The 24,263-nt window shown below is 67.7% G+C and carries 23 protein-coding genes; 12 read left to right on the forward strand and 11 right to left on the reverse strand.

Going from position 1 to position 24,263, the window contains the following annotated elements; genetic code table 11:
• Positions 1-12 precede the first annotated feature (12 nt).
• From EDF58_RS05605 to EDF58_RS05630, 6 genes are all read right to left on the reverse strand, one after another.
• The gene (locus EDF58_RS05605; RefSeq protein WP_132263347.1) at positions 13-1,731 is read right to left on the reverse strand and encodes a preprotein translocase subunit YajC; all 1,719 of its coding nucleotides are present in this window, start codon (positions 1,729-1,731) and stop codon (positions 13-15) included.
• The gene (locus tag EDF58_RS05610; RefSeq protein WP_243654083.1) at positions 1,728-2,822 is read right to left on the reverse strand and encodes a capsular biosynthesis protein; all 1,095 of its coding nucleotides are present in this window, start codon (positions 2,820-2,822) and stop codon (positions 1,728-1,730) included. The genes EDF58_RS05605 and EDF58_RS05610 overlap by 4 nt, the downstream gene beginning before the upstream one ends.
• A 9-nt stretch (positions 2,823-2,831) precedes the next feature.
• Complete coding sequence (locus tag EDF58_RS05615; RefSeq protein ID WP_132263349.1) at positions 2,832-4,352, reverse strand: XrtA system polysaccharide chain length determinant; 1,521 nt, start codon at positions 4,350-4,352, stop codon at positions 2,832-2,834.
• A 31-nt stretch (positions 4,353-4,383) separates the two neighbouring features.
• A complete protein-coding gene (locus tag EDF58_RS05620) occupies positions 4,384-5,043 on the reverse strand; it encodes an XrtA/PEP-CTERM system exopolysaccharide export protein (RefSeq protein ID WP_132263350.1) in 660 nt (219 codons plus the stop codon).
• A gap of 169 nt (positions 5,044-5,212) precedes the next feature.
• Positions 5,213-6,439 carry a pyridoxal-dependent decarboxylase, exosortase A system-associated gene (locus EDF58_RS05625; RefSeq protein ID WP_132263352.1) on the reverse strand — a complete coding sequence of 409 codons (1,227 nt, stop codon included), beginning with the start codon at positions 6,437-6,439 and terminating at the stop codon, positions 5,213-5,215.
• Positions 6,436-7,974 carry an acyl-CoA ligase (AMP-forming), exosortase A system-associated gene (locus EDF58_RS05630; protein WP_132263353.1) on the reverse strand — a complete coding sequence of 513 codons (1,539 nt, stop codon included), beginning with the start codon at positions 7,972-7,974 and terminating at the stop codon, positions 6,436-6,438. Before EDF58_RS05630 ends, EDF58_RS05625 begins: the two co-directional genes overlap by 4 nt.
• Before the next feature lie 35 nt (positions 7,975-8,009).
• Between EDF58_RS05630 and EDF58_RS05635 the strand changes: the two genes are divergently transcribed.
• The 4 genes from EDF58_RS05635 to EDF58_RS05650 are packed head-to-tail and all read left to right on the forward strand — an operon-like array spanning position 8,010 to position 10,811.
• Positions 8,010-9,038, forward strand: a complete 1,029-nt coding sequence (locus tag EDF58_RS05635) for a GNAT family N-acetyltransferase (protein ID WP_132263355.1) — start codon at positions 8,010-8,012, stop codon at positions 9,036-9,038.
• 39 nt (positions 9,039-9,077) lie between these two features.
• Positions 9,078-9,341: a phosphopantetheine-binding protein gene (locus tag EDF58_RS05640; RefSeq protein ID WP_132263357.1), complete on the forward strand. Its 264-nt coding sequence runs from the start codon at positions 9,078-9,080 to the stop codon at positions 9,339-9,341.
• A 22-nt stretch (positions 9,342-9,363) separates the two neighbouring features.
• Positions 9,364-10,035 carry a hypothetical protein gene (locus tag EDF58_RS05645; RefSeq protein WP_132263359.1) on the forward strand — a complete coding sequence of 224 codons (672 nt, stop codon included), beginning with the start codon at positions 9,364-9,366 and terminating at the stop codon, positions 10,033-10,035.
• Positions 10,032-10,811 carry a hydrolase 1, exosortase A system-associated gene (locus EDF58_RS05650; protein ID WP_132263360.1) on the forward strand — a complete coding sequence of 260 codons (780 nt, stop codon included), beginning with the start codon at positions 10,032-10,034 and terminating at the stop codon, positions 10,809-10,811. Before EDF58_RS05645 ends, EDF58_RS05650 begins: the two co-directional genes overlap by 4 nt.
• Before the next feature lie 44 nt (positions 10,812-10,855).
• Here the strand turns inward: EDF58_RS05650 and trxB are convergent, their stop codons facing one another.
• Positions 10,856-11,824, reverse strand: a complete 969-nt coding sequence (gene trxB, locus EDF58_RS05655) for a thioredoxin-disulfide reductase (protein ID WP_132263362.1) — start codon at positions 11,822-11,824, stop codon at positions 10,856-10,858.
• A gap of 194 nt (positions 11,825-12,018) precedes the next feature.
• On the opposite strand from trxB, the gene EDF58_RS05660 reads away from it, so the two are divergent.
• Positions 12,019-12,897, forward strand: a complete 879-nt coding sequence (locus tag EDF58_RS05660) for an alpha/beta hydrolase (protein WP_132263364.1) — start codon at positions 12,019-12,021, stop codon at positions 12,895-12,897.
• A gap of 28 nt (positions 12,898-12,925) precedes the next feature.
• Here the strand turns inward: EDF58_RS05660 and EDF58_RS05665 are convergent, their stop codons facing one another.
• Entirely contained in the window at positions 12,926-13,132 is a 207-nt protein-coding gene (locus EDF58_RS05665; RefSeq protein ID WP_132263366.1) for a hypothetical protein, read from the reverse strand.
• Positions 13,133-13,442: 310 nt separating this feature from the next.
• Here EDF58_RS05665 and modA point away from each other — a divergent pair, with 310 nt between their 5' ends.
• From modA to EDF58_RS05700, 7 genes are all read left to right on the forward strand, one after another.
• Positions 13,443-14,213, forward strand: a complete 771-nt coding sequence (gene modA, locus EDF58_RS05670; protein WP_132263368.1) for a molybdate ABC transporter substrate-binding protein — start codon at positions 13,443-13,445, stop codon at positions 14,211-14,213.
• 19 nt (positions 14,214-14,232) lie between these two features.
• Positions 14,233-14,949, forward strand: coding sequence for a molybdate ABC transporter permease subunit (gene modB, locus EDF58_RS05675; RefSeq protein ID WP_132263370.1), 717 nt, complete (start codon positions 14,233-14,235; stop codon positions 14,947-14,949).
• A complete protein-coding gene (locus tag EDF58_RS05680) occupies positions 14,939-15,574 on the forward strand; it encodes an ATP-binding cassette domain-containing protein (protein WP_132263371.1) in 636 nt (211 codons plus the stop codon). The genes modB and EDF58_RS05680 overlap by 11 nt, the downstream gene beginning before the upstream one ends.
• A gap of 182 nt (positions 15,575-15,756) precedes the next feature.
• Positions 15,757-16,761: a TIM barrel protein gene (locus EDF58_RS05685; protein WP_132263373.1), complete on the forward strand. Its 1,005-nt coding sequence runs from the start codon at positions 15,757-15,759 to the stop codon at positions 16,759-16,761.
• The gene (locus tag EDF58_RS05690) at positions 16,761-17,153 is read left to right on the forward strand and encodes a DUF6379 domain-containing protein (RefSeq protein ID WP_132263374.1); all 393 of its coding nucleotides are present in this window, start codon (positions 16,761-16,763) and stop codon (positions 17,151-17,153) included. Before EDF58_RS05685 ends, EDF58_RS05690 begins: the two co-directional genes overlap by 1 nt.
• Positions 17,150-18,811, forward strand: coding sequence for a family 43 glycosylhydrolase (locus EDF58_RS05695; protein ID WP_132263376.1), 1,662 nt, complete (start codon positions 17,150-17,152; stop codon positions 18,809-18,811). The genes EDF58_RS05690 and EDF58_RS05695 overlap by 4 nt, the downstream gene beginning before the upstream one ends.
• 3 nt (positions 18,812-18,814) lie before the next feature.
• Positions 18,815-19,822: a nucleoside hydrolase gene (locus EDF58_RS05700; protein ID WP_207912818.1), complete on the forward strand. Its 1,008-nt coding sequence runs from the start codon at positions 18,815-18,817 to the stop codon at positions 19,820-19,822.
• A 48-nt stretch (positions 19,823-19,870) separates the two neighbouring features.
• On the opposite strand, the gene EDF58_RS05705 is transcribed toward EDF58_RS05700, so the two are convergent.
• From EDF58_RS05705 to EDF58_RS05715, 3 genes are all read right to left on the reverse strand, one after another.
• Entirely contained in the window at positions 19,871-20,902 is a 1,032-nt protein-coding gene (locus tag EDF58_RS05705; protein WP_132263378.1) for an aromatic ring-hydroxylating dioxygenase subunit alpha, read from the reverse strand.
• Positions 20,903-21,113: 211 nt separating this feature from the next.
• Positions 21,114-22,541 carry an MFS transporter gene (locus EDF58_RS05710; protein ID WP_243654084.1) on the reverse strand — a complete coding sequence of 476 codons (1,428 nt, stop codon included), beginning with the start codon at positions 22,539-22,541 and terminating at the stop codon, positions 21,114-21,116.
• On the reverse strand, positions 22,538-24,262 hold the full coding sequence (locus EDF58_RS05715; RefSeq protein ID WP_132263380.1) for a GMC family oxidoreductase: 1,725 nt from the start codon (positions 24,260-24,262) through the stop codon (positions 22,538-22,540). Before EDF58_RS05715 ends, EDF58_RS05710 begins: the two co-directional genes overlap by 4 nt.
• Position 24,263 lies beyond the last annotated feature (1 nt).

A 24,263-nucleotide genomic window follows, 5' to 3' on the forward strand; every position in this document is an offset into this window, starting at 1 on the left:
TCTCCTTCGCAATCAGAAGCTGTAGCGCACGCCGGCAAGGGCGGACGCGGTCCAGTAGTCGTCATATAGCGGATCGTTCCGGGTCACCCCGTCGATCCCGAGGGCCATCGTCGCGCGGAGGCGGCGGGCCAGCATGCGGTAATAGCCGAGCGTGGCGCCGTAGCCCTCGACATTGCCGGTCAGGGCATCGGTGCTGGTCAGCCAGTTGGCGTAGACATTGGCCGACCAGCCTGCATCGCGGCCGAGCTGGCCGCTGACATAGGCCGCGATCCACCAGTTCTCGTCGATCACGCCGTCCGCGGCGGCCAGGACGGTGTTCCGTCCGGCGATGAAGTCGCGGCGGTCGTAGCCCGCGCCGATCCCGGCGTTGAGACGCCCGATCTCGCGCGAATAGCTCACGGCGATGCCGCGGCCCCGGTAGACCGCCGAACGCACCGAACCCAGCGCGCCGGAAACGCAGTTGTTACCATCGAGCGAGACGACGCAGCCGCGCAGCTCGCCCGTGACCGGATCGCGCACGGCCACGAAATCGTCGGGCAATTGATCGAGCGCGCGGCCAAGCTGTCCGCCGAAACCGCTGACACTGTCGTATACGCCCACGCTCAACTGGCTGCGGTCGTCCGGCGCATAGGCCAGGGTGCCGCCGAAGCTGGTGGAGCCGTAGCGGCGGCCGATATGGGCCGAAAGCGAGGTGCGGCGGCTGGGGCGCCACATCACGGCCACGTCCCAGAGCAGTCCGCTGACATCGTAGGCCAGTTCGCGCGGTGCGCTCTTGTCCGTCACATAGCGTCCGTCGCGGCCGACCACGGGATTGCCGTCGGCATCGCGCACCGCGTCGCGGCTGGAGACTTCCACATCCTCGTAGCCGAGCGCGCCCACCACCTGCACGGTGCGGCTGACGGGAACGGTCACCAATGCCCGCGCCTGCATGTCGCGCACGCGCTGGTCGAGGTTGGAGACGTCCTCCTGATAGATGCTGCCCGCCACGCCCAGGCCGACCGGCGCGACGACATGCGGCGCGACCCCGGCCTCGACATCGGCCACTTGCGTCACGCTCTTGTCGAACAGATCGCCCGCCGCGCCGCCGGGTACGGCGACATAGGCATCGGGCTGCTCCACTTTGGTGAAACCGGCGCGGTAGTTTGCGGAGAAGTCCACATCGCCGGCGCGCGTCTTGAAGGACGGGCCGCCGTAGACCGAATAGATGTTGGTCCGCGTCCCGTCGTTGGTGAGGCCGGCGGAAAGCGCCGATCCGCCGTTCTGGACACGCGCCTGGGTGGCGAGCGCGCCCGCTTCCAGCGTCAGGCCGGGGGTGATGGTGGTATAGCCGCGCACGATGCCGCTGATGGCGTCGCCGTCCTGCGCCTTCCGGCCCCAGCCGATGTAGCGCTCGTAGCGCACCGAGGCCGAGGCGGCATTGTTGCGCCCGGAGATGCCCAGGTCCACGCCCGCCGCCAGCTGGGTATATGTAAGCACGTCATTGCCCGGCGAGAGCTGCGCGTCGACGATCTGGTCGATCTCGATATAGGGCGTCACTTCCAGCCGGCGCGTGCCCTTGCCGCGTTCGCCGCGGCCCGGCTTGCCGCCGCCGGACGGGCTGTCGGCAGACGAAGCTGCCTCGTCGGAGCCGGCGCCGACCTGGTCGTAGCCCATGGTCTGCGCCTGCACGGGGAGCGCGGCCACGGCGGTCAAGGCGGCCAGCCCCAGCGAGGTCCAGGAAGCCGACTTCATCCCTTGTATCCGTAATAAGAGCCGAAGCGGCGACCGCTCGGGCTGAACTGCGCGTCGTTGAGCAGGAGCTGGACGTTGGGGCAGGCGCCCAGCAGCGAGATCGCATCCTCCAGCGCACCCTGCCCGGTGCGGTCGGCGCGCACGATCACCACCGTCTGGCCGACGTACTTCGCCAGTTCCGCGGCGGGCGACGCTGCCAGCGCGGGCGGCGAATCGAAGATCACCATGCGGCGCGGCGCGTTCTCGGTCAGCCGCTCCAGCACGTCGGCCGTGCGCGAGGAGGCGAGGTATTCGCTGTCGTTGATCGTCGCATCGCCCGCCGGCATGATCCAGAGCCCTGGAATATCGGTGCCGAGCACGCAGGCGGCGGGATCGATGGTCTCGTCCATCAGCGCATCCATCAGCCCGGGACCGCCCGGCAGGCCGAGTGCGGAGAGGATCGAAGGCTTGGCGAAGTCGGCATCGACCAGCAGGACTTCGCTCTCCTTCTCGGCCGCGATCGACAGGGCGAGGTTGAGCGCGCAGTAAGTCTTGCCTTCGCCGGGATGGGGCGAGCTGATCAGGATGCGCTGCGAGGCGGCGCCCGCGCCCTGGCGGCGCAAGTCGGCGGCCTGGACCAGGAGCTGGCGCTTCACGATGCGAAACTCTTCGAGCAGCGCGGTGACGGTGCCTTCGGGCACGATCAGGCCTTGCTCGCGCAAGTGCTCGCGGTCGATCGGATGATGGTCGTCGCTGAAGGCGATCGGCGCGGCAAAGGGCGGCTCAGCCAAGGGCGACGCGGGTTCTTGTTCGGCAGCCAAGGGTGCGGCGAATGGCGGCGGCACAGGGGCAGGCGCGGCAGAGGCGGTCGGGCCGGCAGGCGCGGCGGCAATCGGGGCGGCCGGAGCCGGCGCCTGGCGCGCCGGTTCGACCGGCAGCGGGCCGGGACGCGCGATGATCGCGTTGAAATCGAAGCGACCGGCGGCGCGCTCGATCAGCGATTCGCCGGGGCCGCGGGTGCGCCCGGTCGGCGCCTGCTTTTGAGGCTGGTTTTCGGCTTCGTGCGCCGCGTCGTCATGCCCGGAAAGCGGGATCTTGCTGTGTTCCGTCATCGCCGTTCCTCAGGCCACCATGCCGCGCTGGATGAACTCGACCGCGAGCAGCACCACGCAGAGCGCGCAAAGCGCCGCGCCCGCACCAAAGAAATACTTGAGCCGGCGGCGGCGAAGCTGGCGCACATGGTCCGTGACGTTCTGCGAGATCGCACCGAGCACCGGCAGGCCGATGGCCCGCTCCAGCCCGGCCGTGGTCGCGAAGACCGACCGGACCTTGCCGAGGGCGAAGGCACCGGCACAGCCGCCGACGATCCCCGCCATGAGCACGCCCACGAGCAGGAGCGGACGATTCGGCGCGACGGGCTTGCGCGGGGTCGTCGGCGGGTCGACCACCTGGAACTTCACGGCCTCGCGCTCGGTCTTCACTTCGCCGCGCAGGCGCAGTTCCTCGCGGTCCTGCAGGAGCTTGTCGTACTGCTGGCGAAGCACGTCATAGTCGCGGTTGATGCGCTGGGCCTCGGTGGCGAGTTCGGGGTCCTGGATCGCGGATGCCGTGAGCGAGGCCACGTCGGACTGCAGGGCCGCCTTGCGCGAGGTCAGCGCCTGGACATTGGCGAGACGCTCGGCACGGATCGACTGGAGCGAACTGTAGGCGGGGTTAGGTGTGCCGCCGCCATTGGCCGCTTCCTGCGCGGCCGGGCCGCGCAGTGCGGCAACCTGGTTGCGCGCCACGATGACGTCGGGATGGTTGTCGGTGAGACCCCGCGCGCGCATGGCCGAAAGCTCGGCCTGGGCGGCGGCAAGCGCACCCGCGGCCCCGCCAGCGCCGCCGCCGGCGACGGTGCGCGGCGTTCCGGCGAGCTGGCCGTCGATGGCCGCCAGCGAACTCTGCGCGGCGGAGAGGTCCGCCTCAAGATCACGCAACTGAGTGCGCGAGCTTTCCAGCCGCTGCGCCACGGCGGCGCCGCCCAGCACCATTTCGGGATGCTCGGCCTCGAAAGCCGTGCGACGCTGCTCGGCGCTTTCCAGTTCCTTCTCGCGGCTGCGAAGCTGCTGGTTCACGAATTCCAGCGTCTCGACCATGTCGCCACGGTCGCCCGAAAGGTTTTCCTCGCGGAAGATGTCGATCAGCTTCTGCGCCACTTCGCGGGCCAGTTGCGCATTCTCGGCATCCGAGAACGAGGCGTAGTTGGCGGTCGCGGTGATTTCGAACAGGTTGTCCTGCTGCGCCACGACCGAGACGTTCTTGCCCAGGCCCAGGACAGCGGATTCCATCTGCTTGGGCGACTGGATCGTGTCGCCAAGCCGCGTGCCGCGCACGACCTTCTCCAGGTTCACGGCGCTCGTCAGCGTCTGGCGGATACGCTCGATATCGCGCTTCTTGTCGGCCACGCCGATGCCCACCTGTTCGGCCAGGGCATCGTCGAGCTGGATGAAAATGCGCGCGCGCGATTCGTAGGTGTTCGGGATCAGCGCCACGACCAGCCAGCCCAACAGGCAGATCGCCCAGGCAGCCGCCAGCGCGATCCAGCGCCGGTGCCAGACGCTATGCAGGGCTGCGAGCAGTTCTTCGTAGAGGCCGTTCATTGCGCCAATCCGTTCCCGTCAGGTCCGATCCTCAGAACATGCTTTCCGGGATGATGATCACGTCGCCCGGCTTCAGCATGACGTTGGCCTTGCTCTTGCCCTTCTTCAGCAGGTCGCTCAGCCGCAGCGCATATTCGGTCTGCTTGCCGCTCGCCTTGTCGAAGCGGATCAGCCGCGCACGGTTGCCGGCGGCATATTCCGAGAGACCGCCCACCGCGATCATCGCATCGAGCACGGTCATGTTGGCGCGATAGGGGATCGAAGCCGGCTTCTCGGTCGCGCCCACGACGCGGATCTGCTGGCTGTACGTGCCGGAAAAGCCGTCGACGATCACCGAAACCAGCGGGTCCTGGATATATTGCGAAAGCTGGAGGCGGATGTCCTCGGCCAACATGGCAGGGGTCTTGCCGACGGCGGGCATGTCGGAGATCAGCGGCGTGGTGATCCGCCCGTCGGGCCGCACCTGCACTTTGGCGCCAAGCTCGGGATTGCGCCAGACGAACACGGTAAGCTGGTCCAGCGGACCGATCACGTATTCCTCGCTCGGCCCTTCCTGCATCGCCACGAACTGCGCAGGCGGAAGTTCCGGCTTCGGCGCGGCATTGGCACAGCCCGAAAGCAACATGCCGGCAAGCGACATCCCGGCGAGCGCAGGGCCGGCCAGAAGTCCGATGGGGCGACGATGCGGCATAGGCTAATCCCTCAAGGCGCCCGCTTCTCCGCAAGTACGGGACTGGCGGACCGGGCAAATTTCCAGTCTCGCCTATCGCTTAAAAGGGTGAACATTGCGTTAGCCCTGACAGCGCGATTCCCATGCGGTCCCGCTATGGGACAACATGGCACCAATCGCTAACGCCGGGTCAGACCAGCATTTCCAGCGCCGGACCCTGGCCAAGGAAGTTCGCCGGGCTGGCCGAAGCGCCGTAGGCCCCGGCGCAGAACACCGCGATCAGATCGCCCACATCGGCCCTTGGAAAACCGCCCTTGTCGGCCAGCTTGTCAAGCGGCGTGCACAGACAGCCGACGATCGAGGCCTCCTCCTCCACATCGGCGCCGAAGCGGGTGGCGATGGCGGAGGGGTAGTTGCGTCGCACCACCGTGCCGAAGTTGCCCGAGGCGGCAAGCTGGTGATGCAAGCCCCCGTCGGTGACGAGGAACACTTCGCCGTGGCTCTCCTTCCGGTCGATCACGCGCGCGATGTAAATGCCCGATTCGCCAACGAGATAGCGGCCGAGTTCGATGCAGAAAGCCGTGCCCTGCAAGACCTCGGGCAGCCGTTCGAAGCGCTCCGCCAGCCGCGCGCCCACCAGTGTGAGATCGACCGGCGTGTCGCCCGGGAAATAGGGAATGCCAAGGCCGCCGCCGAGATTGCAGCGGGGCGGCACCGCACCGCTCTGCAGCGCCAGCCGCGCAGCCAGGTCGAGCGTCTGGCCCTGCGTTTCGGCAATGGCCTCGGCATCGAGCGCCTGGCTTCCGGCGAAGATGTGGAAGCCCTGCCAGTCCGCGCCGCTGGCCAGGATCTCGCGCACGAGTTCCGGGACCCGCGCGGCATCCACGCCGAAGGGCTTGGCACCGCCGCCCATCTTCATCCCGGATCCCTTGAGGTCGAAATCCGGGTTCACGCGAATGGCCAGGCGCGGCGTCAGGCACAGCGATTCGCCGATGCGAATGGCGCGCCGGGCCTCGGCCTCCGATTCGACATTGAGCGTCACGCCCGCGCGAATCGCCGCTTCCATCTCGCGGTCGCGCTTGCCGGGACCGGCAAAGCTGACGGCGGCAAGGTCGATCCCCGCGCCCCGCACGATCTCGAGTTCCCCGCCCGAGGCGATGTCGAACCCGTCCACCAGTCCGTCCATCAAGGCCAGCAGCGGCGGGAACGGATTGGCCTTGACGGCATAGTGCAGCGCCAGGCGCTTTGGCATGGCCGCGCGCAGTTCAGCCACGCGGCGGCGCACGCGGTCCGCTTCGTAGAGGAACAGCGGCGTGTCGCCCGCTTGCGCCGCCCACTGCGTCACCGGCTTGCCGCCGACCGCCAGAACGCCGTCGATCGCCGCGAACCCGGCGGGAATCGGACCGAGCGCCTTCATGCCAGGGTCTCCACGGCAAGCGCGGCGGCAAGGCCGGTACGGTCGATCTTGCCGTTCGGCCCGATCGGCAGCGCCGCGCGCCAGTGGATCACTTTGGGCTGCATGAAATTCGGCAGTTCCTGCATGAGTTTGCGGGGCAATTCTTCCTCTGCGCCTGAAGCGCCTGGCGCCGCGCGGACCACGAGATGGACCGCCTGCCCCAGCCGCGCATCCGCCAGCCCCAGGGCCACCGCCTCGGCGACGAGCCCGGTCGCCAGCGCCGCCTCTTCCACTTCCTGCGGGCTGATGCGGTTGCCGGCGCTCTTGATCATGGCGTCGCGGCGGCCGACGAAATAGAGCAGGCCCTCCGCATCGCGCCTCACGCGGTCTCCCGACCATACCGCCATGCCGCCGTAGCGCGATCCGGCGGGTGCGGGCTTGTAGCGTTCCGCCGTGCGCTCCCGGTCCTGCCAGTAGCCCTGGGCGACCAGCGGGCCGCAATGGACCAGTTCCCCTTCCTCCCCGTCCGCGGCAATCCTGCCGGTTTCCGTCACGACCAGCACTTCGGCATGGGGAATCGCCTTGCCCATCGAGGTGGGATGCGTGTCGATCAGCGCGGGGTCGAGGTACGTGGAGCGGAAGGCTTCGGTCAGGCCATACATCGCGAAGAGCCGCGCCTGCGGGAACAGGGCGCGCATGCGGCGCACGAGATCGACCGTCAACGCGCCCCCGCTATTGGTGAGACGGCGCAGGTTCGCTGCTACGGTGGCGGGCCAGTCCAGCTCGCAAACCTGCACCCAGAGCGGCGGCACGGCGGCCAAAGTGGTGATGGCATGGCGGTCCACGGCCTTCACCACGTCGCGCGGCATGAGGTAGTCCAGCGGTACCACGCAGCCCCCGGCATACCAGGTTGAAAGCAGCTGGTTCTGCCCGTAATCGAAGGACAGCGGCAGCACGGCGAGAGTGCGATCGTCGGCCGCGAGGCCCAGGTATTCGGCCACGCTCTCTGCCCCCAGCCACATGTTGGCATGGCTGAGCATGACGCCTTTCGGGCGGCCGGTGGAGCCACTGGTATAGAGGATCGCGGCCAGTTCGTCGGGATCGGCCGCGGAGGGCGGCAGTTCTCCGCCCTGCTCCGCGGCTTCGGCCAGCGCAGCGCCTTCCTCGATGATGCGGCAGGCCGGCGGGACATCGCCCTCGCCCAGCGATGCCAGGCGCGAGGGCGTGCCGATCAGCACCAGCGCGCCGCTGTCGGCCAGGATATGGGCGACCTGCGCATGCTTGAGCAGCGGGTTCACCGGAACATGGACCAGACCGGCGCGGGCCGCGGCCAGCGGCAGCAGGCAGGTCAGTTCGCCCTTCGCCGCCCACGAGGCCACGCGCGCCCCCTTTTCCGGCACCACGCGCGCCAGCCAAGCCGCAAGGCGGGAGACACGCGTTCTTAATGCCTTGTAGTCCAGTACCTCCCCGCGCAGCACGAGCGCCTCGGCCGAATCCTCCCCGCGCAGGGCGAGATGGTCGAGCGGCAGGATCGGATTTTCGGTACTGCCGGTCATGACGGGGATAGGCTCCGCAGGGGTTCGAACGGGACGTGATAAAGGTCGATTATCACCGCGATCTTAAGCAAGTGCAATCGGATGGCCAGCTAGCTGCCTGGCTTTCCGAGAGCAACCAGCGCGCGCCGTTCGACCGGTTCGCCTGGTTCCAGGGACTGGCCGAGCATTGCAGCCTTGCTCCGCTGATCGCCGTTGCGCGTGAGGAGAACGACCTGGCGGTACTGCCGCTGCAGGGCACCGGAGGCCACCTCCAGGCGCTGTCGAACTGGTACACTTTCCGCTATCGCCCCCTCGCCTCGCGCAGTGAGGGGCTGCTCCAGGCGCTGGCGGCAGACCTTGCGGGCAAGGCGCGGCGGATCACGCTGGGCGGCTTGCCTGACGAGGATCGCAGCGCCACGCGCCTCGAAACGGCATTTCGAAATGCCGGCTGGCGCGTCCGCCGCGAAGCCTGCGACACCAACCATGTCCTGCCGGTGGATGGCCGCAATTACGCGGAATACCTCGTTTCCCGTCCCGGCAAGCTGCGCACCACGCTCAAGCGCAAGTCCGGCAAAGTGGAAACCCGGGTGCTCGACCGCTTCGATGCGGACGTCTGGCGCGCTTACGAATCGATCTATGCCGAAAGCTGGAAGCCCCACGAAGGCAGCCCCGCCTTCCTGCGCGCATTTGCCGAGGCCGAAGGCCGGGCCGGGCGGCTGCGGCTTGGCCTGGCGCTGGCGGACGGCGAGCCCGTCGCCGCGCAGATGTGGACCGTCGAGCACGGCACCGCCTGGATTCACAAGCTGGCACACCGCGAGGCTGCGAAGCCGCTTTCGCCGGGTTCGGTACTCAGTGCTGCGCTGTTCCGCCACGTCATCGACATGGACCGGGTGAATCTCGTCGATTTCGGCACCGGCGACGATCCCTACAAGCGCGACTGGATGGAAATTGTGCGGCCGCGATATCGGCTGGACATGTTCCGCCCCTGGTCGCCGCTGAACTGGCCGCATTTCGGCCGCGAATTCGCCCGCGGCATTCTGGGAGCAGGTGCACAGTACCTTGCCGCAACCGCGAAGCGCGGCTAGAGGCGCGGAGACTAAAGACAATGCCCGAAGAGAGGGGCCATGCAAGACGATACCGACCTGCTGCTGCGCCGCATCCTGACGGACGTACTGGGCCTCAAGCAGGGGCAGGCAGAAACGTTCGATGCCGACACCGGCCTGTTCGGGCATCTGCCCGAGCTGGATTCGATGGCCGTGGCCGGCCTGCTGACCGAGCTGGAAGACCGGCTGGACATCATCATCGAGGACGACGAGATCGACGGCGAGATGCTGGAGACTTTCGGCGGCCTGCTGGACTTCGCGAAAGCCAAGCGCACCGCGGCATGACCCGCGCGGGGGGTATCGCCCGATGACCCCCGCGACCTGGCTCTGCCCGCTTCCCGACGGAGGCTCCCAGGAGGAACAGGCGCTCGCTTTCGACAGCGGACGCGCCTGCCGCCTGCTGATCGTGCCCGCGCTGTTCGACGAGGGCAATCGCCTGCGCCGCTTCACCGTCGAAGTCATGCGGCGGCTCGACCGTGCGGGTATGGACAGTGTGCTGCCCGATCTTCCCGGCACGAACGAGAGCCTCTCCGGCCTGCCAGGGCAAGATGCCCGGCACTGGCAGGACGCCATGGGTGCCGCGGCGCAGCACTTCCGCGCCACCCATGCGCTGGGCCTGCGCGGCGGCTGCCTGTTCACGCCGCCCCTCCCCGCGTTTCACTATGCCCCGGTGAAGGGCGCGCAGATCCTGCGCGGCATGCTTCGCGCGCGCATGCTGGCCAGCCGCGAGGCCGGGCTGGAGGAAAATCGCGAAGCCCTGACGGCCGCCGCCCGCGAGGATGGTCTCGTGCTGGCGGGATATCCACTCGGCAGCGCGCTCTTTCGCGACCTGGAGCGCCTGGAGCCTGCGACCGGGGCAAGCGTCATCGCCCAGGACCGGATCGGCGGCAGCGGCCTTTGGCTCCGCGCCGAGCCGGACGAGGACGCGGCGCAGGCCGATGCCCTCGCCGCGCTTCTGGTGGAGGCCATGCAACCATGACGCGGCGGCATTTCACGTTTTCCTGCGAAGGCGCCCGCCTCGTCGCCACGCTCGACGGGACACCGGGCGAGACCGGTCTCCTGCTGGTCTCCGGCGGCAACGAAGTGCGCGCCGGTGCCTGGAACGGCCAGGCCCGCTTCGCGGCCCGCATCGCAGCGGAAGGATACCCCGTGCTGCGCTTCGATCGCCGCGGCGTGGGCGACAGCGAGGGTGAGAACGGCGAATTCCGGTCAAGCGCCCCCGATATCCGCGCCGCCCTGGAAGCCTTCCGCGCGGAATGCCCGGGCCTTCGCCGCGTGATCGGCTTCGGAAACTGCGACGCCGCCAGCGCGCTGATGCTTGCGAAAGGGGCGGGGCTGGACGGGCTGGTGCTTTCCAATCCCTGGACCATCGAGGACACCGCCGCGGAGGCCCCGGCCGAAGTCGTGCGCGACCACTATCGGCGCCGGCTGGCCGATCCGGCTGCCATCAAGCGCCTGCTGACCGGCCAGGTGGCGGTAGGCAAGCTGGTCCGCAGCCTGGTGGCGGCCGTGCGTCCGGCCCGGCCCCAGCCCGTCGGCCTCGCGCAGGAAATCGCGGCAGGCATCGCCGGCTTTTCAGGCCCCGTTCGCCTGCTCGTGGCCGAGCGGGATCGCACCGGCCTTGCCTTCGTGGCGCACTGGCAGAAGGCGGACCCCCGGGTGCGGCGGTGTGCCGGTGCGACTCATAGCTACGTCGAGCCGGACGCGCAGGACTGGCTGCTTGCGCAAGTGCTGGACGTGCTGGCCGCAGATTAGGCGTAAGGGGTTCGAGGAAATCCCCGAACCCCTTACGCAAACCCTCAGGCCTCGACTTTCGCCGCTTCGGCAAAGTCCCGCGCGGCAAGATAGCGCTCGGCGTCGAGCGCGGCCATGCAGCCGGTTCCCGCAGCGGTGATCGCCTGGCGATAGACGTGGTCCATCACGTCGCCGCAAGCGAAGACGCCGGCGATGTCGGTCTTCGGCGTGCCCGGCTGGACCAGCAGATAGCCGGTCTCGTCCATGGCCAGCTTGCCCTTGAACAGTTCGGTCGCGGGTGCGTGACCGATGGCGACGAAGGCACCGTCGGTCAGGATTTCGCTCTGCTCGCCGGTCTTGGTGTCGATCAGCGCCAGGGCGCGAAGTTCGCCGTTCTCGCCTTCCATGAAGCGCTCTACGCGCTTGTCCCAGACGACATTGATCTTGGGATTGGCGAAGAGGCGGTCCTGCAGGATCTTCTCGGCGCGCAGGCTGTCGCGGCGGTGGATCAGGGTCACTTCGTCGGAATGGTTGGTGAGGTAGAGCGCTTCCTCGACGGCGGTGTTGCCGCCGCCGATCACCACGACCTTCTTGCCGCGATAGAAGAAGCCGTCGCACGTGGCACAGGCCGAAACGCCCTTGCCCGAGAGTTCCTGCTCGCCCGGAACGCCCAGCCACTGCGCCTGCGCGCCGGTGGCGATCACCAGGGTATCGCCCTCGTAGATGTCGCCCGAATCGCCGATGGCGGTGAAGATCGGCCCGTTCAGGTCCACCGAGGTGATGATGTCGTACATCATGCGGGTGCCGACGTGGACGGCCTGGGCCTCCATTTCCTGCATCAGCCAGGGGCCCTGGATCACTTCCCGGAAGCCGGGGTAGTTCTCGACATCGGTGGTGATGGTAAGCTGGCCGCCGGGCTGCAGACCCTGCACCACGATCGGTTCCATCCCGGCGCGCGCGCCGTAGATCGCGGCCGAGAGTCCGGCCGGGCCGGAACCGATGATGAGCATGCGGGTCTTGTGCGTCGTCGCCATGTGAAAGTCTCCGGCGTGAATGTGTCGAATATCGTTGGGGCGCGAGATAGGGCCAAGCACCCCGGTTTGCCAAGCGCCGCACGCTGTAAGGAAATATTTGATCCCCGCAAATCGGCGCTTGATGCCCCCTGTCCGGCGGGCAGAACGAGCCTCTCCCCATTGACCTCGGCGCGGGCCGGGATCACGGTTTCGTCATGAAAAGCCAGCTTGGTCCCACTTCGAACCGCTTCATCTCGCAGCGCCTGCGCCTCAACTACGTCGACTGGGGCAATCCGGACGCGCCGCCGCTGATTCTCCAGCATGGCGGGCGGGACCATTGCCGCAGTTGGGACTGGGTGGCGGAGGAACTGCGGCACGATTGGAACGTCATCTGCCCGGACCTTCGCGGCCATGGCGATTCCGAATGGTCGCCCGAAGGGCACTACGGGATGGACGCCTTCGTCTACGATTTCGCGCAACTGGTGCATACGCTCGGGCACGAGAAAGTGACGATCGTCGCCCATTCGCTCGGCGGCAATATCGCCACCCGCTTCACCGGGCTGTTCCCCGAGAAAGTGGCGAAGTTCGTCAATATCGAAGGGCTCGGCCCGCCGCCGCAGATCCGCCGGCAGATGGAGGAACGCGGGCCGGGAGAGCGGCTGAAGCAGTGGATCGAGGACAAGCGCCGCGCCGCCGGCCGCCTGCCGCGCAAATACGCCACGCGCAAGGATGCCTACCAGCGCATGAAGGAGGAGAACACCTTCCTCACCGAGGAGCAGGCCCGCCACCTCACCATCCATGGCGCCAGCCGCAACGAGGACGGCACCTGGAGCTGGAAGTTCGACAACTACGTCAACGTCTGGTCGGTATCGGACCTGCCGACTTCGGACATCGTCGCGCTGTGGCAGGCGATCACCTGCCCGATGCTCATGCTCTGGGGCCAGAACAGCTTTGCGCAAAGCCCTGCCGAAGACGGCCGGATCGACCACTTCCCGAGCGCCCGCCTGATCGAATACGAAAACGCCGGCCATTGGCTGCACCATGACCAGTTCGATCGCTTCATGGGCGATGTGAAGGCATTCCTGGCAGGCTGAGGGGCCGGCCCCGGCCGGGGCCGCCGCGTCAGGTGAGCAGGAAGTAACCGAGGCCCAGCCAGCAGCAGGCACAGAGCGCGACGGCGATCATCAACCCGCGCGCGTCATGTTCCGGATTGCCCAACTTGCCGCTCTGGGCGGCATAGACCAGGCTTGAACTGATCCCGTGATGGAGTCCGGCGAAACCTTCCGGACGGCGTTCGAACTGAAAGATACCTTCGTTCACGACGTTCATTCACAACATCCCCTAATGCGTGGCGGCTTTGCCCGCCGGTCCGATGCCGTCCGCCTTTTGGCGTGACGTCCCGAACCTTCCCGCAGAATCGGGATGCTAACATCTTCCTCCGGGCTTGCCCATACCATCAGGCCCATACCATCAGGCCCATACCATCAGGCCCATACCATCGGGCCCATATCATCGGGCCCATACCATCGGGCCCACACCATCCAGGCCACTCCGCGTCGCGCCGCATCAACGCCTTGCAATGCATGCATCCAGCCATATACGACGGAATATAGCCCAGTCCTTTCGGAGACCTTCCACCATGCGCCGGCTGCTCGCCTTCCTGACATCGCTGTTCGCGGTCTTCGCCCTGGCGGTCGCACCTGCCGTTGCCCAGCAGTCGGGACCCCTGGTGCTGGCGGCGGCCAGCCTGCAGGAATCGATGAATGCCGCGGCCGACGCCTGGGCGGCCAAGGGGCATCCGCGCCCGAAGATCTCCTTTGCCGGATCGTCCGCCCTCGCGCGCCAGATCGAATCGGGCGCCCCGGCAGACGTCTTCGTCTCCGCCGACGAACCCTGGATGGACGAAGTGCAGTCCAAGGGCCTGCTGCGCCCCAGGACCCGCGTGTCGTTCCTGACCAATACGCTGGTGCTGATCGGCCCCGCCGGCAAGGCGAAGCGCCTGACGATTCGCCCCGGTTTCCCGCTGGCGGCCGCGCTTGGCCCGAACCGACTGGCCGTGGCAGACCCGAACGCCGTGCCTGCCGGAATCTATGCCAAGCAGGCGCTGACCCGGCTCAAGGTCTGGCCTTCGGTGCAGGGCAAGCTGGCGCCCGCCGAAAACGTGCGCGCCGCGCTGGCGCTCGTCAGCCGGGGCGCCGCGCCGCTGGGCGTGGTCTACGGCACCGACGCCCGCGCCGAACCTGGCGTGCAAGTGGTAGGCACTTTCCCCGCCAGTTCGCACGACCCCATCAGCTACCCGGTGGCGGTGCTGGCATCCTCGCGCCACAAGGACGCGGAAGGCTTCCGCCGCTACCTGATCTCCGCCGAGGGCAAGGCCGTGTTCCGCGGTTTCGGCTTCGGCGCGCGCTGATCCTGCACGACCCGCTGGCGTGACGGCCCTCTCCCCGGAAGAATGGCAGGTCCTGCTCCTGTCGCTGAAGGTGAGCGGCGTCGCCATGGCCGCGATCCTGCCAATCGCCTTTGCGCTCGCCTGGGTACTCGCCCGCTGGCGCTTTCCCGGCAAGGTCCTGCTCGATGCGCTGGTGCACCTGCCGCTGGTCCTGCCGCCTGTCGTCACCGGCTGGCTCCTGCTGATCGCCTTCGGCCCGGCCGGTCCGCTGGGCCGCTTCTTCGCGGAAGGCTTCGGGCTGACGTTCATCTTCCGCTGGACCGGCGCCGCGCTGGCCGCCGCGGTCATGGCGCTGCCGCTCATGGTCCGCGCCATGCGCCTCTCGATCGAGGCGGTCGATCGCCGCCTAGAGAGCGCCGCCCGTTCGCTCGGCGCCGGGCGCTGGCGCACTTTCGCGACGATCACCCTGCCGCTTGCCATGCCCGGCGTCCTGGCCGGACTCGTGCTCGGCCTCGCCCGCTCGATCGGCGAATTCGGCGCGACCATCACATTCGCCTCCAACATTCCGGGCGAGACGCAGACCCTGCCGCTCGCCATCTACAGCGCCTTGCAGATGCCCGGCTCGGAGTGGCAGGTGACGCGCCTCGCCGTGCTGTCGATCCTCGTCTCGCTCGCCGCCCTGGTGGCGTCCGAATGGCTCGCGCGGCGTAGTGGCTCCCGATACGGCCAGGCAGGGGCGGCGCATCATGCCCTTTGACCTGGCGATCGCCCTGAAGCGCGGCAAGCTGCGGCTGGACTATGCCTTCCGGACCGAAAAAGGCGGCCTGACCGCGCTGTTCGGGCCTTCGGGCGCGGGCAAGACCTCCCTGCTCGACGCCATCGCCGGACTCGCGCGGCCCAGTGCCGGCCACATCCTCGTCCAGGACACGATACTGTTCGACAAGGCCCGGCGCATTGACCTGCGGCCCGAGCAGCGCCGCTGCGGGTACGTATTCCAGGACCTTCGCCTGTTTCCGCACCGCTCCGTGCGGGACAACCTGCTCTACGGCTGGCGCCTGGCGCCGCCGGCGCAGCGCTGGATGGATCTCGACACCGCGCTCGGCTTCCTGGGCATCGGCCACTTGCTCGATCGGAGCCCGGCCACGCTGTCCGGCGGCGAAGCCCAGCGCGTGGCGATCGGCCGCGCCTTGCTCTCCGGCCCCCGCTTCCTGTTGATGGACGAGCCGCTGGCCTCGGTCGATGCCGAAAGACGCGAGGAAATCCTCACCGTGATCGAACGCATCCGCGACGAACTCGCCCTGCCGATCCTCTATGTCAGCCACGACCGCGCGGAAGTGGACCGGCTGGCCGACCGCGTAATCGACATCCCCGCTCGAGGCTGAAGCGCTTGCCCGAAGATCTGGGCCGACGATCTAGCCAAAGATCGCGGCTGACCTCTCAAGCCGAGCCGACACCGAATAATTGCGCTCTCCCCCGATTGACAGCCTCGCGCGCATCGCCCAAACATGAATTGTAATTCTAATACACTAAGGCACTGCACAGGCAGGCCCGGGAGATGGGGTACATGTCGAAAATCCAGCGGGGCGTCAGCCTCTACAGCTTCCAGGAAGAGATGTTCCTGGGGCAGATGTCGGTCGAGGACTGCATCGCCTTCGGTGCGTCGATCGGCGCGACGGGCATCGAAATCCTGCCCGAGCAGAACATGCCGGCCTTCCCGCATATCGACGATGCCGAAGTGGCCCGCTGGCATGAGATGCTCGCCCGCCACGGCGCGCATTTCACCTGCTACGACATGTTTCTCGACACCAAGCTGCGCAAGGGCGAACTGATCTCCGATGCCGAGCAGGTGGAGAGCATCCGGCGCGATCTGGTGCTCTGCAACCGCCTGGGCATCCGCAACATGCGCGTGCTGGTCTTCGTGCGGCCCGACATCCTGGCGCAGTGCGTGCCTTATGCCGAAGAACTGGACGTACACATGGGCGTCGAAGTCCACGCGCCCTGGCATCTCGAACATGCCTGGATCCTGCGCACCATCGAGGAAGCGGATCGGCTGGGCACGAAGCACCTCGGCATCCTGCCCGACATGGGCATCTTCATGAAGCATTACCCGCCCGAATTCCGCGCCCGCTTCGAACGGCAGGGCGCCCGGCCGGAAGTGACGCAGTTCATCGTCGACCAGCACGAACAGAAGATCATGTGCGAATACACGATCTACGAAGTCGCCGTGAAGATGGGCGGCAACAAGGCGGAAATCGCCATGGCCGAGACCCTGCGCCACGCGCCTTATGCCAACCCCCGGCGGATCGGCGACTATGCCCCCTATTTCCGCCATATCCAGGCCAAGTTCTACGGCATGACCGAGGACTGCACCGATCCCACGATCGCTTATGACGAAGTGATCCCCGAGCTGGTGAAGTGCGGCTGGGAAGGCACGCTCTCCAGCGAATACGAGGGCAACCGCTGGATCCAGGACGTCTCGCCGGTCGACAGCCGCGAACAGGTCCGCCGCCAGCACGTCATGTTCGAACGCCTCATTGCCAAAGCCGACGCGGAACGGGAGATCGCCTGATGTTCGACAAGTACCTGATCGACGCCGCCACCCTGCGCAACACCGGCCCGGCCGATGCACCGACCGGCTTCGCCTTCGAGGCCCGGCTTGGCTATTATCGCGGCCTCGGCCTCTCGATGGTCGAGAAGCTGGACGTCTCGATCGACGGCGCCGCCCTGCCCCGCGAAGCCGTCCGTTTCGACGAAGGCAAAGGCCCGCTCAGCCTGGACGAAATGGAAGTGGCCTACGATCGCCGCTGGCCCTTCGGCGCGCCGGCGACCATCCTGGTGGACCATGCCGGTGGCTTCCCCGAAGGCGAGCACGAGCTTTCGCTGCTCCAGCAGCTGCGCGTCTCCTACCTGCCCTTCCCCTCGATCAACAGCGACGCCAAGCGCGTTTCGCTAGCCGGATGATCGACCGGCGTGACGCCTTGCGCCTGGGTTCCCTCACGGGCCTGGGCGCGGGCCTCGCAGCGGGCTCGGGCGCGGCCTGGAGCGCGGGCCGCGCAGTGCCGGCCACGGCCTCTGCCCTGCCCGGCATCGAGGGCCAGCGGCGGGCGGATCGCGGCGACGGGACTTATCTCAATCCCACGCTGGCCGGCGATTTCCCGGACCCGACCATCCTCAAGGACGGTGAGGACTATTACCTCACCCATTCCTCCTTCGAGGCGGCGCCGGGCCTGCTGATCTGGCACTCGCGCGATCTGGTGAACTGGACGCCCATCGGCCCCGCGCTCGACAAGCCTCTCGGCACCGTCTTCGCGGTCGATCTCGTGAAGCACGAGGGGCGCTACTACATCTACATCCCGTTCATGCAGGCGCCCTGGTCTCAGGGCCTCAAGAGCTTTGCCAATATCTTCGTCATCCACGCCGACGACATTCGCGGCCCCTGGAGCGACCCGATCGACCTTGGCATCGGCGGCTTGATCGACCCCGGCCATGTCGTGGGCGAAGACGGCAAGCGCTACCTGTTCCTCTCGGGCGTCAACCGCGTGCGCCTCACGGACGACGGCCTCGCCACCGACGGGCCGGTGGAGAAAGTCTACGATGGCTGGAAGTACCCCGACGACTGGGTGACCGAGGCCTATTCGCTGGAAGGCCCCAAGCTGTTCCGCCGCGGCGACTGGTTCTACCTGGTGACCGCGGTGGGCGGCACGGCCGGTCCGCCCACGGGTCACATGGTGACGGTGGCCCGCGCCCGCTCGATCAACGGCCCCTGGCAGGACTGCCCGCACAATCCGATCATCCGCACCTGGAACCCGGCGGACAAGTGGCTCTCGCGCGGGCATGCCAGTCTGGTGGAAGGGCCGGGCGGAGACTGGTGGGCCGTCTATCACGGCTATGAAAACGGCTTCTACACGCTGGGCCGCCAGACGCTGCTCGAACCGATCGAGTGGGACAAGGACGGCTGGCCCCGCGCCATGGGCGCCGATCTCTCCCGCCCCCTGCCCAAGCCCGCCGTTCGCGGCCAGACCGGCAGCGTCTCGGCCCCGCGGGATCTTCGGCAGGGAATGGCCTGGTCCGACGATTTCTCGCGCGCCGCGCTGGGCACGCGCTGGCGGTTCTACAACCAGGCCCCCAGCGAAAGCACGCGCGCCGTGGTCAGCGGCGGCGCGCTGGCGCTCACCGCCAAGGGAGCCGGGCCGCAGGACTGCTCGCCGCTTACCCATCTCGTCGGCGACCATGCCTACGAATGCACCGTCTCGCTGGAACTGGAAGGCGGGGCCGAAGCGGGGCTGCTGCTGTTCTTCAACGATCGCCTGTTCCTGGGCATGGGCTATGACGGCACCCGGATGGTCAGCTACCGCGGCGGCAAGCCGAGCTATTGGCAGGAGCCCGTGGCGAAAGGCAGCCGGATCGACCTGCGGATCGTCAATGCACGGCAGATCGTGACCATGTACCACCGCGTGCCCGGCGGCGACTGGATCCGCCATGCCGTGCGCAGCGAAGTCTCCGGCTACCATGCCAATACGATGGACGATCTCGCCAGCCTTCGCCCGGCCCTCTTCGCCAGCGGCAATGGCCTGGCTCGCTTCCGCGACTATCGCTACCGTGCTTTCGAGGGAGGCTGAACCATGATGACGGACCGTCGCAGCGCAGTGGCAGGCATGATCGGCGCGGGCGGCGCGCTTGCCCTGCACGGTCCCCTGGCCGCGGCCGACTTCAAGCGGATCCCCCAGCGCGCCTCGGTTCGCGTGATTGCCGACAACGACTATGCCGGCGACCCGGACTCGCTGGTCGCGCTGGCCCATCAGTTGCTCAGCCCCAAGGCGCGCACCGTGCTCGTCACATCCTCGGCGCTGGATCGCAAGTTCCCCTCGCAAGGCCCTGCCGACCGGACGGCCCGGCTTGGCGCCGCGGTCGCGGTGGAACTGGCGGAGCGCCTGGGGATCGCGGCGGTTCCGACAGTCGCCGGCACCGAGAAGCTGGGCGAGCTGACGCCCTCCGCCGCCGCCAGGGCCATCGTGGCCGAGGCCATGCGCGAGGACAAGCTGCCGCTCGTCTTCACGTGCGGCGGCCCGCTCACCAACCTGGCCGCCGCGCTGCAACTGGAGCCGCGCATCGCCGGCCGCATGAAAGCGATCTGGATCGGCGGCGGAGACTATTCGTCAGGCACTGGGGCAGCAGCCAGCGGACCGTCGGGCGGCTGGGAATACAATCTCATGGCCGACCTTCCCGCCGCGCGCCGGGTTCTCGGCGATCCGGCGCTGGAACTGATCCAGGTGCCGCAATCGACCTATCGCCAGATGCAGATGTCGATCGCGGACATGGCGGCGCGGCTGCGGCCGATCTCGCCTTTCACGCAGTGGCTCTACGATCGCTTCACCTCGCCGCCCGACTTCGTCGATATCGGCGGCGCCTGGCCCATGGGCGATACACCCACGGTCGTCCTGGGCACGCTCACGCCGGAGAGCAGCCGGTTGGAGACGGTCACGGCGCGTGCCGTCAACGACGACGGCACTTACGGAGCCGAAATCGCCGGACGCAACCTGAGGGTCTGCACGAGGATCGACGCCCGCCTCGCTTTCGACGATTTCCTGGCGCTGATGATGCTGAACGCCCAGGAGCATCACGCCAGGTAGGACGCAGATCGACGGGGCGGCGGCGCACTGCGCCGCCGCCCCCGATCCTCACCCGGCTTCGGCAAGGATGGCTTTCTCTTCCGCTCCCGCCTCTGCCCGCCGCAGCTGCATCAGCCGGCGCCGCGCACGGATCGCGGCGGCATCGGTTTCCAGGATCGCCGGACGCGCCGCCCAGAAGTCCTGCTCGCCCAGCGCCTGCTGCGCCGCCTCGATCATCGGTTCGTCCTCCTCCACGAAGACCTGGCGCGCCAGGGCCTCGGCCTCGGGCGTTGCCTCGTGATCGTAGAAGTAGTGGCTGCTGGTGCGCGTCTCCGGCGTGATGATGTGCGGGTTGAGCATCGGCGGCACGACCATGTCCTTGCGCCCCGTCCCCGCGCGGGCCAGTCCGACCGCCAGCGCCATCGCCGCAGGCGCGTGCCAGCGCATGTGCAGCCACTGGTCCACCCGGTCCCCCTCGCCCAGCATCGGCGCGGCCCACATCGGCGGGGTGACCGCCTCCATGTCCCAGTTGTTCCAGATTGCCCCGCTCTCATCGGTGACGACCGATTGCCGGCCCGAGAAGATCGAGCCGTTCACGCCGAAACTGGCGACGTGGAGAAACTCCGCATGCGTCAGGTCCATCAGGTTGTCCGTCACCAGCTCGTAATGCCCCTGGATGACGAGGCGGCTGCGCTGCATGTCCGCCCGGTCGACGAACGCGAAGTCCGGGATCGACGCGGGATCGGCCTGATCGGGATCGCCGGGCCAGAACCACAGTCCGCGATGGCGATGGACGACCGGCATGGTCCGCGCGCGGGCATGCGCCGGCGGCGGCGCCGGAAAGGGATTGTGCACGCAGGCCCCGGTGCGATCGAAGCCGAGCCCGTGGTAGGGGCAATGGATCACATCCTGTTCCAACCGGCCCTTGCTCAGCGGCACGAAGCGGTGCGGGCAGCGGTCTGCCAGCATCGCATATGTCCCGTCGGACAGGCTGGCGATCAGCCACTTCTCGTCCAGCAACGTGCGAGACAGCATGCCGCCCTCGGGCACTTCGTGGTCCCACGCGCCCAGATACCAGAGATTGCGCACATAATCGGACATCGTCTTCTCCCAGTGATTTTCGGAGAGTGCCGGGACGATGTGCGCAGATATCGTGCTGCTCACATGCTGCGCCGCCACCCCCGAAGGGTCGTCCCGAAGGACAAAGCGGCCCGCAGCATGAAGGCGCGGCTCTAGCAGCGGCGCCGACTTCCCAAGCGGAGAGACTCCGCTACCAGGCTGGACTTGGTTTTAAATAGAACGCAAATTCCAGTCAAGCATCCTGCTCGGGAAAGAGCGGCGCCGGAAGCTGGAGCGCCAGCACGAAGCAGATCAGCATGAGGCCCTCGATCGCCGCCACCGCGGGCAGAACGGCGCCCACTGCGCCTGTCGCCCCCCCGGCAAAAAAGGCGGTGCCGACCACCGCGATGCCCAGCGCCATTCCCAGTTCCTGCACGGTCTTGATCAAACCGCTCGCGGCGCCGGCATGGCTGCGATCGACGCGGGCGAGGATCACCGGCGTCAGCGGCCCGCTGGTCATGCCCATGCCGGTCCCGGCCAGTGCGAGACAGGGAAGTGCCCACCAGAACGGCACGCCGCTCTCGATCCACAGCAAGGTCCCACCCGCGAACAATGCCATCAGCGAGATTCCGCCGACCAGCACCCATTTGCCGTGGCTGGTCACCAGCTTGCGGCCGAGGAACGCGATACCAAGCATCACCCCGGCACTGAACGGTATGTGCAGCAGGCCGGTCTGGAGCGGCGAGAAGCCTAGCAATTTCTGCGCGCCGAAAGCGAAGACGAACAGGAACCCACCCGTCGCCGCCCCGAAGGAGAGAGCGATGGCAAGACCGAACGAGAACTGTCGCTGATGGAACAATTCGGGCGCGAACAAGGTCGGCTCGCCCCTTCGCCGGCGGCGCAGCGTCCGGCGCCAGACAAGCGCCATCATCACCGGCGCGGCGATCAGCAGCGCCAGATGCCACGGCTGCCAGCCCAGATCATGCCCGCGCACCAGGGGATAGAGCAGCGCCGCCATCGACGCGGCGAACAGCATGGTCCCGCCCCCGTCGATCCCGCGCGCGAGCGGCGACCGCGCGTCCGGAAGCAGCCGCCGCGCGACCATGACCGCTACTACGCCCACCGGCACATTGATCAGGAACACGCTTCGCCAGCCGAGATCGAACAGGTTCGCATGGATCAGCACCCCGCCGATGATCGGTCCGCAGATCGCCGAAAGTCCGCCGATCACGCCCACCCAGGCCAGCTTCGCCACACGCTCCAGCGGCTCGAACAGCACCTGGATCAGCGCCATGACCTGCGGCGCCATCATCGCCCCCGCCGCGCCCTGCAGCACGCGCGCGGCAATCAGCTGGTCCGGGCTGGCGGACATTCCGCAGAGCAATGAGGCGAAAGTGAACCCGGCCACGCCGCCGATGAACAGGCGGTTGTAGCCGAAGGCATCGCCCAGCCGCCCGCCCAGCATGAGCAGCAGCGCAAAGGCCAGCGAATAGCCCGCCGCCACCCATTGCGCCTGCGCCGCCGCCGCGCCGAAGTCCTGCTCGATCACCGGCAGCGCGGTGTTGACGATGGTGACGTCCACGATCTCGAGGACCAGCGCCACCATCAGCGTTAGATAGGCGAGCGACTTCTGCCGCTCGGTCAGGTTCACGGCAAGCGCCGGCGCCGCAAGTGCGGTCAAATCACGCCTTCCTTCAGCATCGAAACCGCCGTCGCACAGGCGCGCGCGGTAAGCGCCATGTACGTGAGCGAGGGGTTCTGGCAGGCCGACGAACTCATCTGCGCACCGTCGGTAACGAAGAGATTCGGGATGTCGTGCGCCTGGCTGTGCCGGTTGAGCACCGAGGTTTTCGGATCCCAGCCCATGCGCGCGCCGCCCATCTCGTGGATGGAAGTGCCGCCGTGGCCGGGCTTGTCGAAGCCCATGACGACATGGCCGCCGGCATCGGTGAGCATCGCCGTCGCCTCGCGGTGGGCATCGGCAAGGGCGGCCATTTCCTCCTTGCCGTGCGCGAAGGCGATCTCAAGCTGGCGCACGCCGCGCGGGTCGGTGCGCCTGCTGAGGGTAAGGCGGTTGCTGGCGCGCGGCATCGAATCCGCGAAGACCACCAGGACCATCGTCCAGGCGCCGATCTGGTGCAGCTCTTCCTTGTAGTCCTTGCCGATGCCGCCCATCCGCTTGCCGCGCGTCCAGGTGCCTTGCAGCGCGCCGCCCTGGAACGAATAACCGCGCGTGAAGCCCTCGCCGTCCAGCTTGTCGAGATTGCGGAAGCGCGGGATGACGATGCCGGTCGGCCGGTTCCCGAAACTCGTCCGCCCTTCGAAACCGGGCACCACTGCCATGGCCGCCATCGTATTGGCATGGTCCATGATATGCGTGCCCAGCACACCGCTGGAATTGGCGAGGCCTTGCGGCATCGCCTCGCTGGCCGAGTTCAGCATCAGGTGGACCGAGTTGAACGCGCCCGCATTCAGGAACACGACGCGGGCGTATGCCACTTTGTGCTCGCCGGTCCTGGTGTCGATCCAGCGCACGCCGGTGACGCGGCCGGTCTTCGGATCGTAGTCCACCTTGTGCACTTGTGCATCGGTGACGACCTTGAGCCGGCCCGTCTTCTGCGCCGCGGGCAGCGTCGCCGACTGCGTCGAGAAATAGGCGCCGTAGGAGCAGCCCCGCGCGCAGATGCTGCGATACTGGCAATGCCCCCGGCCTTGCTCGGGCCGCGCTTCGGTGAGGTTCGCGGTGCGGCCGATGGTCATCACCCGGTCCGGGTATTTCGCCCGGATCCGTTCCCGCATCGCGGATTCGACGCAGTTCAGTTCCATCGGCGGCAGGAAGCGCCCGTCGGGAAGCTGCGGCAGCCCCTCCGCCGCGCCCGAGACGCCGACGAAGTCCTCCACCTTGTCGTACCACGGCGCCAGGTCGGCATAGCGGATCGGCCAGTCGGTGCCGAACCCGTCGCGCTTGTTGGCGCCGAAGTCGTAGTCCGACCAGCGATAGCACTGCCGCCCCCAGGTCAGCGAGCGACCGCCAAGCTGGTAGGAGCGGAACCAGTCGAAGTCCTTGCCGGGCGCCTTCTGGTAGGGCTGATCGGCATCGTTGACGAAGTGGCCCTCGGTGAACTCGTTGAAGTGCCGGTTGAGCATCTGCACCGGGTATTCCCGCGCATAAAGCTCGGCATCGCCCTGCCCCCGAAACGGCATTTCCCAAGGGGCCTTGAGTTCGGTGTCGTAGCCGGTCTGATGCTCGATATTGCGGCCGCGCTCCACCATCAGGACGGTGAGGCCCGCCTCGGTCAGTTCCTTGGCCGCCCAGCCGCCGGTAATGCCCGAGCCGACGACGATCGCGTCAAACTGGGGCGCGTCGAACTGGGGCGCATCGAATTGCGTGTTGTTTGTCATG

The sequence above is a fragment of the Novosphingobium sp. PhB57 genome (assembly GCF_004342985.1).
Taxonomy (GTDB): Bacteria; Pseudomonadota; Alphaproteobacteria; order Sphingomonadales; family Sphingomonadaceae; genus Novosphingobium.